At 50.5% G+C, this 13,155-nt stretch carries 15 protein-coding genes; 2 read left to right on the forward strand and 13 right to left on the reverse strand.

Features of this window, described 5'->3' with window-relative positions; all coding sequences use genetic code 11:
- Window positions 1–11: 11 nt before the first annotated feature.
- From KNO86_RS06885 to KNO86_RS06905, 5 genes are all read right to left on the reverse strand, one after another.
- Window positions 12–821 carry a carbohydrate ABC transporter permease gene (locus KNO86_RS06885; protein ID WP_214694460.1) on the reverse strand — a complete coding sequence of 270 codons (810 nt, stop codon included), beginning with the start codon at window positions 819–821 and terminating at the stop codon, window positions 12–14.
- Complete coding sequence (locus KNO86_RS06890) at window positions 818–1,723, reverse strand: carbohydrate ABC transporter permease (RefSeq protein ID WP_214694465.1); 906 nt, start codon at window positions 1,721–1,723, stop codon at window positions 818–820. The genes KNO86_RS06885 and KNO86_RS06890 overlap by 4 nt, the downstream gene beginning before the upstream one ends.
- Window positions 1,720–2,811: an ABC transporter ATP-binding protein gene (locus tag KNO86_RS06895; RefSeq protein WP_214694467.1), complete on the reverse strand. Its 1,092-nt coding sequence runs from the start codon at window positions 2,809–2,811 to the stop codon at window positions 1,720–1,722. Before KNO86_RS06895 ends, KNO86_RS06890 begins: the two co-directional genes overlap by 4 nt.
- Window positions 2,808–3,395 (reverse strand): glycerol-3-phosphate responsive antiterminator, encoded by a 588-nt coding sequence (locus KNO86_RS06900; protein ID WP_214694469.1) that lies wholly within the window; start codon window positions 3,393–3,395, stop codon window positions 2,808–2,810. The genes KNO86_RS06895 and KNO86_RS06900 overlap by 4 nt, the downstream gene beginning before the upstream one ends.
- A gap of 202 nt (window positions 3,396–3,597) precedes the next feature.
- Entirely contained in the window at window positions 3,598–5,082 is a 1,485-nt protein-coding gene (locus KNO86_RS06905) for a cryptochrome/photolyase family protein (protein WP_214694470.1), read from the reverse strand.
- Window positions 5,083–5,146: 64 nt separating this feature from the next.
- On the opposite strand from KNO86_RS06905, the gene KNO86_RS06910 reads away from it, so the two are divergent.
- Complete coding sequence (locus KNO86_RS06910; protein WP_214694472.1) at window positions 5,147–5,776, forward strand: class I SAM-dependent methyltransferase; 630 nt, start codon at window positions 5,147–5,149, stop codon at window positions 5,774–5,776.
- Between the two features lie 108 nt (window positions 5,777–5,884).
- On the opposite strand, the gene KNO86_RS06915 is transcribed toward KNO86_RS06910, so the two are convergent.
- The 7 genes from KNO86_RS06915 to KNO86_RS14780 all read right to left on the reverse strand — a co-directional run bounded on the left by KNO86_RS06915 (window position 5,885) and on the right by KNO86_RS14780 (window position 11,405).
- On the reverse strand, window positions 5,885–6,823 hold the full coding sequence (locus KNO86_RS06915; protein WP_214694474.1) for a sensor domain-containing diguanylate cyclase: 939 nt from the start codon (window positions 6,821–6,823) through the stop codon (window positions 5,885–5,887).
- 136 nt (window positions 6,824–6,959) lie between these two features.
- A complete protein-coding gene (locus tag KNO86_RS06920; RefSeq protein ID WP_012727334.1) occupies window positions 6,960–7,238 on the reverse strand; it encodes a hypothetical protein in 279 nt (92 codons plus the stop codon).
- A gap of 58 nt (window positions 7,239–7,296) precedes the next feature.
- A complete protein-coding gene (locus KNO86_RS06925) occupies window positions 7,297–8,346 on the reverse strand; it encodes a C45 family autoproteolytic acyltransferase/hydrolase (RefSeq protein ID WP_214694477.1) in 1,050 nt (349 codons plus the stop codon).
- 63 nt (window positions 8,347–8,409) lie between these two features.
- Window positions 8,410–10,146, reverse strand: a complete 1,737-nt coding sequence (locus KNO86_RS06930) for a methyl-accepting chemotaxis protein (RefSeq protein ID WP_214694479.1) — start codon at window positions 10,144–10,146, stop codon at window positions 8,410–8,412.
- Window positions 10,147–10,241: 95 nt separating this feature from the next.
- Complete coding sequence (locus KNO86_RS06935) at window positions 10,242–10,697, reverse strand: hypothetical protein (protein WP_214694484.1); 456 nt, start codon at window positions 10,695–10,697, stop codon at window positions 10,242–10,244.
- An 11-nt stretch (window positions 10,698–10,708) separates the two neighbouring features.
- Window positions 10,709–11,131, reverse strand: a complete 423-nt coding sequence (gene fabZ, locus KNO86_RS06940) for a 3-hydroxyacyl-ACP dehydratase FabZ (RefSeq protein ID WP_214694486.1) — start codon at window positions 11,129–11,131, stop codon at window positions 10,709–10,711.
- Window positions 11,132–11,144: 13 nt separating this feature from the next.
- Entirely contained in the window at window positions 11,145–11,405 is a 261-nt protein-coding gene (locus KNO86_RS14780; RefSeq protein ID WP_214694488.1) for a DNA-directed RNA polymerase subunit beta, read from the reverse strand.
- A 194-nt stretch (window positions 11,406–11,599) separates the two neighbouring features.
- Here KNO86_RS14780 and mscL point away from each other — a divergent pair, with 194 nt between their 5' ends.
- On the forward strand, window positions 11,600–11,977 hold the full coding sequence (gene mscL / locus KNO86_RS06950) for a large conductance mechanosensitive channel protein MscL (RefSeq protein WP_214694490.1): 378 nt from the start codon (window positions 11,600–11,602) through the stop codon (window positions 11,975–11,977).
- 26 nt (window positions 11,978–12,003) lie between these two features.
- Here the strand turns inward: mscL and KNO86_RS06955 are convergent, their stop codons facing one another.
- Entirely contained in the window at window positions 12,004–13,101 is a 1,098-nt protein-coding gene (locus KNO86_RS06955; RefSeq protein ID WP_214694492.1) for a glycerate kinase family protein, read from the reverse strand.
- Between the last annotated feature and the right edge of the window lie 54 nt (window positions 13,102–13,155).

The raw sequence follows: 13,155 nt of genomic DNA on the forward strand, positions 1-13,155 counted from the left end.
ATGTCCCCCTATTATTTGATCGCGCCTTGCGTCAATCCTTCTTGTAGATGTTTTTGTCCTGCGAATAACAATAAAAGTGTCGGAATGATGATTAAGACGACCGCTGCCATGACAACGCCCCAATCCGAGGCGACCTCGTTTGACTGCATCTGTTTGATTCCGATTTGGACCGTCCGCGCCTGCTCCGTGTTCGTAACGAGAAGCGGCCATAAGTACATGTTCCAAGTCGTCAAAAAGCTATAGACCGACAATGTGACGAGCGGTGTCTTCGATACGGGCAATACAACGTTCCAGAAGAAGCGGAACCGGCTGATCCCAGCAATTTGAGACGCTTCATACATCTCATATGGAATCGTCTTGAACTGTTGCCGGAGTAGAAATGTCCCGAATGCGAGTGCGAAGAACGGCACCGATAGCCCCCAGACGGTGTTGAGCCAGCCAAGTGACTGGATTGTCAAAAAGTTCGGCACCATTGTCGCTTCCCATGGGACCATCATCGTCGCGAGGAAGAGCATGAAAATGAGCCCTTTTCCTTTAAAGTCGATGAAGACGAATGCGAATGCCGCGAGACTCGACAAGACGACCTGCCCGATCATCACGAGAAGCGCGACAATCAGACTGTTCACTAAGTAAGTCAGCATCGGGATTCGTTCGAACGCGGCCACGTAGTTCTCAAATGACGGGTCGCGTGGGAGCAGATGTCCCTGGAGCACTTCCTTGCCGTCCATTAGACTAATCGAGAACGCATAGGCGATTGGGAACAGCATGACGACGGCGCTCAAGACGAGAAGGATATACACCCCTACATTCCGTAGTCTCATTGGTAATGCACCTTCCTTTCGACAAGTTTAAATTGGAGCCATGTCAACAGAAGGACGGCGATAAATAAGAGCACGGCTTGTGCACTGGCACTCCCGACGTTGTAGTTGATGAACGCGTCTTTATAAATGGCATAGACGATGACATTCGTCGCATTCGTCGGACCGCCTTTCGTCAACAAATCAATCTGTCCGAACGTCTGAAAGGCGTTGATGAGCGAGATGATGCCGACGAAAAAGAGCGTCGGGGACAACATCGGGATTGTGATTGAACGAAGTTGCGTCCAGTAGTTCGTCCCGGCAATATCCGCACTCTCGTATAGCGTTCGGTCGATGTTTTGCAGACCGCCGAGAAGAATCAAAAACGTGAAGCCGATGTTCATCCAAACGGTCGCGATTGAAACGGATAGGAGCGCATATTGCGGGTCTAGAAGCCACTGTACGCCGCTGGCACCGATTGCTTCGAGGAACCGGTTGAAGATCCCGATTGACGGGTTGTACATGAACATCCAAATGACCGATGAGGCGGCGACACTCATCCCCATCGTCGCCGAGAAGGCTGTTCGGAAGATGCCAATGCCTTTCAACTTCTCATTGGCGAGGAGTGCGAGACCGAGTGCAATCAGAATCGTCAGCGGGACCGTCAAGAGGACGAATCCGACCGTCGCCTGAATGCTTTGCCAAAACGCTGCACTCGTGAATAGGTTGCTGTATTGACCGACGCCGACAAATTCGAGTGGCGTCCCTTGCGTGTCCGTCTGAAAGAAGCTCAAGTACATCGTCCGAAGGAGCGGATAGACGAGAAAGACACCAAACAAGACGATGGACGGTGACAAATACAACAACCCGCTCGCCGCGTCCGACAGTCTCACGCGGACCTTCTCCCTCGGTAAGGCGACCGTCATTGGAACACCTCCAACGCCTCAAACAGCTTCGGCTGTCGTGGCTCGATGCGATGCCCGTTCGCGTCAAAGAGCGACATCTGTTTCGGGTCCACGTAACACGCCACTTTTTCTCCGACAGTGAGCGGCCATTGTCCTGGCCATTTCGCCAGCCATTCATTACCACCGACATCGAATGCGAGAATCGTCTCGGTCCCGAGTACTTCGATGTTTTTCAGCTCCGCATAAAACGTCACGTCTTCGTCGGCAGGTTTGATCTGTTCCGGACGTACACCTAGCGTCGCCTCTGACGCTTCTGTCAATGCGTTCGGATGGAACAGGCGTCCGTCTGCTGCCATCCACCCTTTTTCTTGTCGGGTGACCTCGACCAGGTTCATCGGGGGTGATCCGATAAACGAGGCGACGAACGTGTTCGCCGGTTTGTTGTATAGGTCGAGCGGCTTCCCGACTTGTTGCACTTCTCCTTCATTAAGAAGCATGATCCGGTCCGCCATCGTCATCGCCTCGACTTGGTCGTGGGTGACATAGATCACCGTCAGTCCGAGCTTTCGCTGCAACTGGCGAATCTCCGAACGCATTTTTGCCCGCAGTTTTGCGTCCAAGTTCGAGAGCGGCTCATCCATCAGGCAAATCGGTGCCTCCGTCACGATGGCTCGCGCCAACGCGACCCGTTGTCTCTGACCACCAGAGAGTTCGCGCGGCTTCCGTTTCAAATAATCGGTGAGCCCGAGCGTCTCGGCCGCCTGTAGGCAACGCTCACGCTGTTCTAGTTTCGTCAGTCCTTTCGTATGTAGACCGAACGTGATATTTTTCTCGACCGTCATATGTGGATAAAGGGCATAGTTTTGGAAGACCATCGACAAGTGACGCTCGCTCGGCTTCATCCCGTTTGCTGCCACTCCGTCGATGCGGAGCGTCCCGCTCGTGATGGATTCGAGTCCAGCGATCATGCGAAGCATCGTGCTCTTGCCACATCCGGACGGTCCGACGAGTGCGAAGAATTCTCCTGCTTCGATCGTCACGTCGATACCCCGAATGACTTCAGTCTCCCCGAATGATTTGGTCAGTTGTTGTAGTTGAATTGATTTCATACTAATTCCTCCTTCTGACTTTGAACCTGCCAAAGTCGTTCGTCCCCGGTCGAAACCGCGAATGCCCCATGGTCGAGGGCGCGATGCACATCGATCGGTTGACGAATCATCCCACCCGTCACAATCGGGAAAGAGACTTCCTGGGAAATCTTCTCGACGACACTCGGAATCAGACCAGGCATGAGTTCGATCGCGTCCGGTTGCTGCGCTTCGGCGAGTTTGAGTCCGCTCGTGACCGCGTCCGAATCGACAAGAAACAGTCGCTGGACCGTCAACAGCCCTGCCCGTTTCGCGTGCTGAAGCACCGATGCTTTCGTCGTGACAATCCCGTCGGCGCCGACACGTTTGGCGAGATAGTCGATGCCATCCCGGTCGAGGCTGATCCCATTGATCCGCTCGGCGTGGAGGAAGACCGTTCGGTTCTCTCGTTTCAAATGCGCCACATAGCGGTCGAGCGTGCTGAGCGTCCCCATCATGAGGAACGTCGTCGTCACATCCGTCTGTAAAAACGCTTCGATTTGTTTCGGACTCTTGATCGAGGCTATCATCCGTTCTTGCCCAATTCGTGCAATCGCTTCATTCACTTAAATCATCCTTTCATGAAAAAAAGGACCAACAGAAACGACACGTCATGGACGTACGGGCTTCTGTTGGTCTCTCAAAGGTTCTACCGGTAAGTATTCACTTGGAAGTGAGGGGGTCTCACAGCTCTTATCGTAGCGGACGATTGTAAAGCTACCATAAAGGAATCGCTAAGTTTCATGAAGGAAACGTAAAAAAACCGATTCACGGGGAATCGGCCAATGTCTGTTCAGCTTTCGCTAAAATATCTGCTTTTACATCATCATCATCTCGCCCTTGCCAATTGCGGACCATCATCTTCATCCGCTGATTTTTCGAGAATCTTTCCTCGTGCCGATCGATGAAACGCCAGTAAAGGGCGTTGAACGGACAAGCATCCTCCTCGGTCGTATGTTTCGGGTTATACGGACAGTCTCCACAGTAGTCACTCATCCGGTCAATATATTTTCCGGATGCGACATATGGCTTCGTGGCGAGCTTCCCGCCGTCCGCATGGAGTGCCATCCCGAGCACGTTCGGTAAGACGACCCAATCATAGGCATCGATATACATCTCATTGAACCAGTCGCTCGTTTGCTTCGGTGAGATTTCAAATAACGTCGCGTAGTTTCCAAGCACCATCAGCCGCTGGATGTGATGATTATGGGCATGGGCCACGACCGGCTTCAGACTTTGATGCAGACAGTTCAAGTCCGTCTTCGCGTCCCAAAAGAAGGACGGTAAGTCGCGTTCATGCTTAAACGTGTTCACCTCTTCATAGCCCGGCATGACGGCGAGGTAGACGGCGCGCATATATTCCCGCCACCCGAGGATTTGGCGAACGAATCCTTCGACCGATGACAAAGGGGCGTCTGCCTGACAAGCCGCCTCGACGACTTCATGTGGCGTCAACAGACCGATGTTGATGGCAGCCGACAACAGGCTGTGTGACATCTCTGGTTCATCCGTCATCATCGCATCTTGATACGGACCGAACGTCTCGAGCCGCTCGTTCACGAATCGATTCAACGCCCGTCTCGCCTCGGTGTGTGTGACCGGCCAGTGAAACGGGGTCACCTTTCCCGGGTGATCAGAAAATGTCGACTCGACCTTTTCGATGACGTCTTTCGTGATGGCGTCCGGTCGAAAATGGATGGCGGACGGAAAGGACAGTCCTTCTTTCGGCGGCTTTCGATTTTCCGCGTCAAATGACCACTTCCCGCTACGCGGCTTCCCGTCTTCGAGCAAGATATCGAACCGTTTCCGCATGTGACGATAAAACCGATCCATCCGCCACGGTTCGTCCCCGAGCGTATCGGTCGCTTCTTCTTTCGATAAGTAGAAGAGCGGGACATCCGTATGTTCGACCAATGTATGTTTCTTGCCGAATTGCTTGAGCTTTTTAGCCATCGGTTCGTCCGTGACGGCGGTGACATGAATCTCGTCCGGCTCGTACTGTTTTAGATGATTGTCCCATGCCTCCTGAAACGAATCCGCTTCATGGTAATCGACGGTGTACCCTTTGTCGCGCAGTTCTTCCGCAAAGTGGCGCATCGCCGAGAAGATGAGGACGAGTTTTTGCTTATGGTACGGACGCCACTTCGCGCGAGACGTCGCCTCGATCATGACGATGACGTCATCTTCCTGTATTTGCTTCAACATCTCGAGTTCATGTGAGAGTTGGTTGCCGAGTATCCAAAATGAACGCATGTTGTTGACTCCTTTGTCTCATCAATATGCTACAATCGAGCTACTTTCGAAATGAGGTGACAGTATGCTCCCGCAAGTGTTCAAAAACTGGGTAGACAGTCAGTACGAAAATCCACGCGGTCCCGTCGGAAAATATATCGGGGAAAAGATGGTACGCCAACACCGTATCGAAGTCGAGTGGACGATTGCACAGTTACAGATGCACTCAAACGCCACTGTACTCGAACTCGGGTGTGGGGCCGGAGATGCGATGGCGACAATTCTTCAAGAGCGAAAGGATGTGAACGTGATTGGTCTCGATCGCTCGAAGACGCTCATCGCTTCGGCCAAGAAACGGAACGCCGCGTCCATTCAAACGGGACGAGCTCGCTTGATAGAAGGCGATTTTCATCAGTTGGCGATGACCGACGCATCTATCGATCACGTGTTCACCATTCACACGCTATATTTTTGGGAAGATGTCACGACCGTCCTGTCTGAAATCGAACGCGTCTTGAAACCGAACGGCACATTCGTCATCACCTATTGCGATGGGAAAGGCGATGTGCAGTGGAACGGGATTGCTGACAGGATTCAGAAAGAGTTCATCCCCGAGGCGACGAAATTCGGATTTCAGGACATGTTGGTACGACGAGGTCCCGACTCGCGCGACTATCGTACGGTCGCAGTGATGGGACGCAAACCGCATTCTTAATCAGTACCCGTTTTTCATTCGATTCTTTCACGACAATCTGTTCGGCATGACTGAACATAAAATAATAGGCTAAGCCGATGGTCATCCACTGGCTTAGCCTATTAGCGTTCATCTACAAATTTGATACGTGTTCTTCCCGCTCGCCTTTGATTGATACAGTGCGACATCCGCTTCTTTCAACAATCGACTAAGGTCCGTATCCTCGTCAGGACCATACGGAACGATACCGATACTTGCTGACAATGGAAGATGGGCGTCCCACTCTTTCAAGACAGTTAACATCCGTTCGGCATACTCGATGACTACTTCTTCGGGTAACGCATGTGCGACTTTCACCAGAAATTCATCACCACCTAAGCGATACACCTTCGAATCATGGATCGGCTCCATCAAGCGTTTCAGACGACGTGCGACTTCTTTTAGAACGAGGTCCCCTTCGTCATGACCAAACGTGTCATTCACAAATTTGAAGCCATCTAAATCGATGAGAAAAAGTGCGCCTCCTTGATTCGGATTTGTCTCGAAATAGTTGTATAAGTAGTGTCGGTTATACAGATCCGTCAGTTCATCCCGTGAAGCCCGACGTTCGAGCTCTAAGTAATAACTGAACATACGCACTACGCGTTTCAGCAATTGGACACTCTTCGAATCATACTGGGCACTTTTATGATTCGCGACACAAAGCGTCCCGAAGATATCCCCGCTCTTCGTCAAAATCGGGATGCCTAAATACGACTTGATGTTCACTTCCCTCAGTAATGATTGAAGGCGTGTCGACTCGATTTGTTCTTCGATGTCTTCATACATCAAGACTTCTCGCTGATTGAAATCAATTCGATTGCACACCGTATCCTTCAAATCAAAAGACATTCCTTCTTCAAGCATGATGGGAGAATCTTGTGACGACAGTTTGAGGATATGCTGGGTGTCATCTTCAATTGATGTAAGATAGACCAATTTATCTGGCATAATCTCTTTCGCTAACTCAATCATGTCAATCGCAAGCTCATCAAAATTTCGATACATTTGGAACTCATATGAGTGCATATTATCCCCCCAACCTCATTCATATCTCATTATAACGAATTCTGATGATGTTTATGTAAAAAAATTACATAAAAAGAGTCCTCTATTTTTCTAGAGCGACTCCTTCCGAACCGATACGTTTTACATTTACTCTCACTTATCCCCGACTCTTCCGCGTTAACGTCAATCCACCAAATCCACTGATGACGGCAATGTAAAATCCTAAATCGTAGAACCAGCCGGTATTGTTCACTTCGTACACCCGATACGTGTCATTGAATAACCCTAAAATGAGTGAAATCGGTGCAATCCACCCGTGCCAGATTCCCCAGAAAAAACCTGCCGGGTCCGTCGTGTACGTTCCGTCGCCGGGCACACATCCACCGAGTAGTGTCACAAGCGTGAGCATAATGAGTATGATGCCAAATCGTTTCATCTTTCATCCCTCCTGTTATGTGTATTCCCGTTTCTACAAAAAAAAGCACTGACAAACGTCAGCGCCAAAGTTGGACCGTATTCGCAAACTCGATATCGGTCGCGAGTTCCCCGTCAAGCGCATGAAGGTCGAAGTCTTCCCCGTCGAGCCATTTTTGGAAGTCGAAGATGACCGGGTCGCGGTCTCCGCCGAGCGCGAACCACGTCTCGAGCGTTTCCGGGAAATAGGCCGCTGTATGAATCGTCCCTGCCCAGCTCTTATACAGTTCTGAGAAGACGCCCTTATCGGTGTCGTTCATGAGGCGGAACGCACTCTCTGCGTCTTGAATCAAATGTTGTACCACTTTGATTTCCATCATGCGACGCGTGGAATCGTCCAGATGGTAGCGATTCTCGTGTTGCAGTAACTCGAAATGGTTCGTACATATATTGGATTCCCGCACTTGGATATCCCGCGGTGTCGCCTCAATCACGCGTGTCTTCGACGACTTGTCATGGACGACGTACGTGAAGGAACCGCGATGCGGAATCTCTTGTAATAAGTCGACTGCTTCTTCCACGGTCGCGCACGTCTCAAGAATGATCCGCCCAATCATCTGGCAGACAAATCCGTCACCCGGTCGACGTCGGTTAATAAAGTTGTACCCCATCGCGAGACCTTTCTCATTCATCCCGTCCATGCGTCCCGTGACACGAGAGACTGGTCCGATGACGGCATATCCGTCGTCCGGTTGAAAAACGTTATAACGCCCATCGTACGTCATCGGATGATAGTCATAGTTTCGCACGAGGAAGTTGTCTCCTGTCAGAATCGAACACCCGCTGATCGGATTATTGACTCGGAAATGTCCGAAGTGAAGCAACGTATCATTGAGAGACAGTTTGAGCTCGTCTTGAAGCCCGATCAACTCTTCCCAAATCTTCGGAGCAACGGCATCAAAAGCAGCCTTCGCCTCCGTAGCGTCAATCTCGAATCGGGGCACACGTAGCTTCCATTGGTCCGTCCGATTCTCGAGCAGTTGACTGCGTTTTATATATTGTCCTTGAAATCGCCCAAAGTCGTAATGACTTCCGCGAAATTGTGTCAGTTCACTAGAGAATTGTTGCATGAAAAAACCTCCCTTGCGCCCATTATAGCGGACACAGGAGAGGTCTGTCTGAAGTGAGACTGCTTACAACTTGAACTGGCGGCTCATCTGTTGCATCGATTCCGCCGTCGTCGACAAATCTTTGACGAGACGGTTCATCGTCTCACTCGTCGCTGACATCTGCTGCGTCGAAGCGGCCACTTCCTCGTTCCCGGCCGTGCTCTCTTCTGAGATGGAGGCAATCTCTGACAAGCCGCGCTGGATGTGGTCCTGGTTCGTCTTCACCCGATCGAGCTGGCTACGCATCGAGCCGGTCAGTTGTTGCATATGGCGGACACTTCGTTCGATTTCCGTGAAGGCGCGCTTCGTCGACTCGAGCGTTTCCTTCCCTTCCTCTGCCGCCGTCATACTTTCTGTGAACGTCTGGCCGAGGGCAATCGAATTTTGTTTGACGCTTCCGACAATTTCCGAGATTTCACTGACAGACTCGGCTACACTGTCAGATAGCTTCCGAATCTCCGAAGCGACGACCGCAAACCCTTTCCCGTGTTCACCCGCACGTGCCGCCTCGATTGCCGCATTCAATGCGAGCAGGTTCGTCTGTTGCGAGATTTGGCGAATCATCGTGACGAGCTCTGTCACCTCGTCCGCCTGTTGCTCGAAATCACGGACTTGTCCTTGTGACGACTTCACCTGTTCATGAATATGCGTCATCTGACTGACGGCACTCTCCATGTAGCGAAGCCCATCCATCGTCACCCGACTGACGACTTCTGCCTGCTCGCTCACTTGGTCTCCGTCTGACGTCGTCTGTTCGACGAGCGTCGAGAATTCGTTCATATGTCCATACAAGCGCATCGTCAACACACTTTGATTTTCGACACCGCTCGCAATCTCTTCCATCGTATAAGCGATTTGACGAGACGCATCATTCACTTCTTCCGAGATGCTCGAGACGTTCCCACTCTCGTCTCGGACCGTCTGTGCCGACGATTGGATCCCAGAGATTAAGTCTTTCAACATATGGGTCATCTTGTCCATCGAGACTGTCAGACGCTTGATCTCATCATTCGATTTCAACTGAATGGTTTCGACTTCTTTCGTTGCCGTCGCCAAGTCACCTTCGGCAATCGATGTCGCGACGCGTTCTAGCGCTTGGAGAGGGCGTAGCTTCCAGCCGAGGTACCGCCAGATGATCATGGCTGCGACGACAAGTAAGACGAGAAGACCAATGAGGATTGGTGGCAAACTCTCGGTTAACACATCTCCTGTGATCGCTGCGACTTCTGTGGCTGCCTTATCGATTCCGAGGACCCCGATGACCTCGCTACCACGTTTGATCGGAACGAGCACTGTCACATACTTCCCGTACTCCGGATCGTCAATGACGTTCGTTGTGACCGTATCGCCATTGAACGCATCCATCGCTCCTTCGTATGTCATCGCGGTAGTAGGTGTCCCGATGTCTGCTGCATCCGCTTGACTCAAACCATCAACGATGATTTGAACTTCTTCTCCCTCGGTGGCAATCGTATACACATACATGGCCCCGATTTGTTGGCGATATGTATCGAGATATTCTCGTAACTGTTCATATTGCTCATTTTTTTTCGGATTTGCCAAAAAAGACGCATATGCATCCGCATCTAATGTCTCGCTAATCCGTTCTCCATCTTCAATCATCGTCGCATGCAACGTGCTGAGTACGGAATGCTTCGTACTAAAATATTGCACGACCCCGAACAAGACGATGAGCAAGGTGACGAAGACTAACATCGCTGCTAAGATGCGTGTTTGTAACGACTGTGTTTTCTGTTTCATCTCGATTTCCTCCATTCTGTCCTTACTCTTTGTATCGGACAGAATGCATCAATCTCCATAAAAAAACAGACGATTTTCGACAAAATCGTCTGTTTTTATTCAAGGTTTGTCGAATCGATGACTTCGAGTGGAATCGTGACTTCCGTCTCGCCGTCCTCTACGAGATGGAAGAGCGGAAGTGTATCCGATACGAAAAGATCGGGGTCGACGTCTGTCTGATATTCATACGTTCGAATGTCTTCTTCCCGCTCTGCAATCAGTTCGCCGAACGGGATGGCAATCCGTTCTCCATCGACCTCATAACTCATGACCGTCGTCGGGTCTAGGCGGCGATTTTCTAGCATGCGAATCGTGAAGAGCATCGTTGTATTGTTCGTCCGTTCGAGCGAAACGGCAATCGCATCGGATTGTCCCGCCCGCTTCTCAATCATCGCCTCATCCACGTTCTGTTCATAGACAATGTTCTCTTCGTTCGACTCTTCCGTCTGTAGTTGCTGACAGCCCACAATCGTCATTAAGCCAACTAGTAACACAATTACTAAAGCACGCATCCCATTTCTCCTTACTTCAAGGCGAAAGTGAGTTCTGCTTCACAAGCAACTTCTCCATCGACTGTGGCCACGGCACGTCCTTTACCGATTGGACCACGAATTTTCATGATTTCTACTTCAAGGCGAAGCTGATCACCTGGGACGACTTGACGTTTGAAACGACAGTTATCAATCCCTGCGAAAAAGGCAAGCTTGCCTCGATTCGATTCGTCTTTCAACATTGCGAAAGCACCGACTTGTGCGAGTGCCTCGACAATCAAGACGCCTGGCATGACGTTATAGTCTGGGAAATGCCCGTTAAAGAACTCTTCGTTCGCCGTGACATTTTTTAATCCGACAGCACGCTTCTTTTCTTCGACTTCGATAATTCGATCAACTAACAGAAACGGGTATCTGTGTGGGATTACTTCTTTAATTTGCTCAATTGTATACATCCATCCACCGCCTTTAAGAGGTTAGCCAAAAATCGGTGATATGGCGCCACGTCTCGATGTCAAACACATCTCTCCAGTCGCCTCCGCCAATGACGCTATATCCAATGATCGCTCCAAGGGCGAGCATCGCGATTGCCAACACTAAAACGACGAGTACACGCAGTAAGATCGGGAATCGACGATGATTCGACAATCGTGATCGCTGCTTCTGCTTCGTCTCTTGTTCTGGTGAACCTTTTTGTTCTTCCGAACTCGTTTGTTCATCGTTCGCCACGTCCAACCATCCTTTCAGCTAAAATGATTATATCATATTAGTACCTGGTATTAAAATGCGTAAATTGCTACCTTTTTAGTGTACCCTATGCACAAATGTCGAACAAGCATCCTTCCCTGACAGAAGCTGAACGATTTTTTCCTTTCATCATAAATATGCTACGCTTATGCTATTCCATGTCAGGAGGTTTGTTTATGTTAAAAGAGTTTAAAAAATTCGCGATGCGCGGGAATGTCATCGATCTCGCTATCGCTGTCGTACTCGGTGCGGCGTTCACGGCCATCGTCAACTCGCTCGTCAATGATATCTTTATGCCGATTCTCGGAATCATTATCGGAGGAATTGATTTTTCTAACTTAAAAGCGAGCGTGCTCGGAGTGGACGTCTTATACGGGAACTTCATCCAACAGATTGTATCATTTATCTTGATTGCTTTTGCCCTCTTCCTAATCGTCAAGGTCATCAATCGTCTACAACGTGAGAAAGAAGTCGAAGAGGCGGCTGCCCCGACTCCTACGAAAGAAGAGCAGTTGTTGACTGAGATTCGTGACTTATTAAAAGAACGTCCATGACAAGCCAAAAACGCTTTGACGAATCGTCAAAGCGTTTTTTCGAGGACATGGCGAACCCGTTGAACCGCATTCGTCAGTAACGGGGCGGCTTCCCATATCGCTTCTTCTAGCGTCATGATGCGTGACACGATTGGAAAGATGGCGACAATCCCCGATTCCACATGAGCGGTCAAGTCAGATTGCCCAGCGAATACGAGTGTCGGGACCCCGTATGTGTGGGCGAGACGCGCCAACCCGTAAGGCGCTTTCCCCTCTAAGCTTTGTGCATCAAACTTTCCTTCTCCCGTGATGAGCCAATCTGCCCCTTTCACATGGTCTTCGAACCTTGACCAACGGACGACTTCTTCGATGCCACTCATATAGGTCGCCCCAAGCTGCAGGAGCGCGAATCCAATACCGCCTGCCGCACCGGCTCCGTCGAGTGACTTCATATCCTGATCGAAGTGACTCGCATAGTCGTCGAGTAACTGATTGTAGCGAACCACATCGTCCGCTGCCAAACCTTTTTGGGGACCGAACACGTGCGCAGCACCTCGTTTTCCCGTCAACGGATTCCGTACATCAGAAGCCATTCGCCACTCAACGTCCCTTACTCTCGGGTCGAGTCCTGACCAATCGATAGAAGCGACGTCTGCAAGTTGATGCGGCATCGAGGATACACTTGCACCGCTCGAATCTAGAAAACGAACACCTAACGCCCCAAGCATCCCTTTCCCACCATCAATCGTCCCGCTTCCTCCCAGTCCGATCGTGATGACCGTCGCTCCCCAGTCTAGCGCATGAACAATTTGCTGCCCGACACCAACTGAACTATAGCGCCATGGATCGACGTGAGCGAGAAGCGTTAACCCTGTCGTTTCCGCCACTTCTATCACCGCATGTTTTGTTAATGGTTCAAAACCAAAACGAGTGGGACGCTTCGTCCCATCTAAGCACGTAACGACCTCTTCCACGATGACCGCATCCTCGTGCGTTGCAAGCCACGCATCAAGAAACCCTTCTCCTCCATCTGAAATCGGGATGGTGATGACGTCATGTCCCGGCAAAGCACGACGGACAGCTTGATTCGCCTCCATACTCGACAATGAACCTTTGAATGAATCCATGGCGACCACGATTCGCATCTCGTTGACCTCCCTCTCCATAACTTATATAAAAACCGCCTCTCTCACGGAGAA

Source organism: Exiguobacterium sp. s160 (genome assembly GCF_018617575.1).
In the GTDB taxonomy this organism is placed as follows: Bacteria; Bacillota; Bacilli; order Exiguobacteriales; family Exiguobacteriaceae; genus Exiguobacterium; species Exiguobacterium aestuarii_A.

What these genes read in the sequence shown, in the direction of transcription:
- KNO86_RS06930 (WP_214694479.1), bottom strand. Translation starts at nt 10,146, where the DNA reads ATGAAACAGAAAACACAGTCGTTACAAACACGCATCTTAGCAGCGATG.
- KNO86_RS06905 (WP_214694470.1), bottom strand. Translation starts at nt 5,082, where the DNA reads ATGCGTTCATTTTGGATACTCGGCAACCAACTCTCACATGAACTCGAG.
- KNO86_RS06920 (WP_012727334.1), bottom strand. Translation starts at nt 7,238, where the DNA reads ATGAAACGATTTGGCATCATACTCATTATGCTCACGCTTGTGACACTA.
- KNO86_RS06890 (WP_214694465.1), bottom strand. Translation starts at nt 1,723, where the DNA reads ATGACGGTCGCCTTACCGAGGGAGAAGGTCCGCGTGAGACTGTCGGAC.
- KNO86_RS06885 (WP_214694460.1), bottom strand. Translation starts at nt 821, where the DNA reads ATGAGACTACGGAATGTAGGGGTGTATATCCTTCTCGTCTTGAGCGCC.
- KNO86_RS06895 (WP_214694467.1), bottom strand. Translation starts at nt 2,811, where the DNA reads ATGAAATCAATTCAACTACAACAACTGACCAAATCATTCGGGGAGACT.
- KNO86_RS06925 (WP_214694477.1), bottom strand. Translation starts at nt 8,346, where the DNA reads ATGCAACAATTCTCTAGTGAACTGACACAATTTCGCGGAAGTCATTAC.
- KNO86_RS06955 (WP_214694492.1), bottom strand. Translation starts at nt 13,101, where the DNA reads ATGCGAATCGTGGTCGCCATGGATTCATTCAAAGGTTCATTGTCGAGT.
- mscL (WP_214694490.1), top strand. Translation starts at nt 11,600, where the DNA reads ATGTTAAAAGAGTTTAAAAAATTCGCGATGCGCGGGAATGTCATCGAT.
- fabZ (WP_214694486.1), bottom strand. Translation starts at nt 11,131, where the DNA reads ATGTATACAATTGAGCAAATTAAAGAAGTAATCCCACACAGATACCCG.
- KNO86_RS06935 (WP_214694484.1), bottom strand. Translation starts at nt 10,697, where the DNA reads ATGCGTGCTTTAGTAATTGTGTTACTAGTTGGCTTAATGACGATTGTG.
- KNO86_RS06915 (WP_214694474.1), bottom strand. Translation starts at nt 6,823, where the DNA reads ATGCACTCATATGAGTTCCAAATGTATCGAAATTTTGATGAGCTTGCG.
- KNO86_RS06910 (WP_214694472.1), top strand. Translation starts at nt 5,147, where the DNA reads ATGCTCCCGCAAGTGTTCAAAAACTGGGTAGACAGTCAGTACGAAAAT.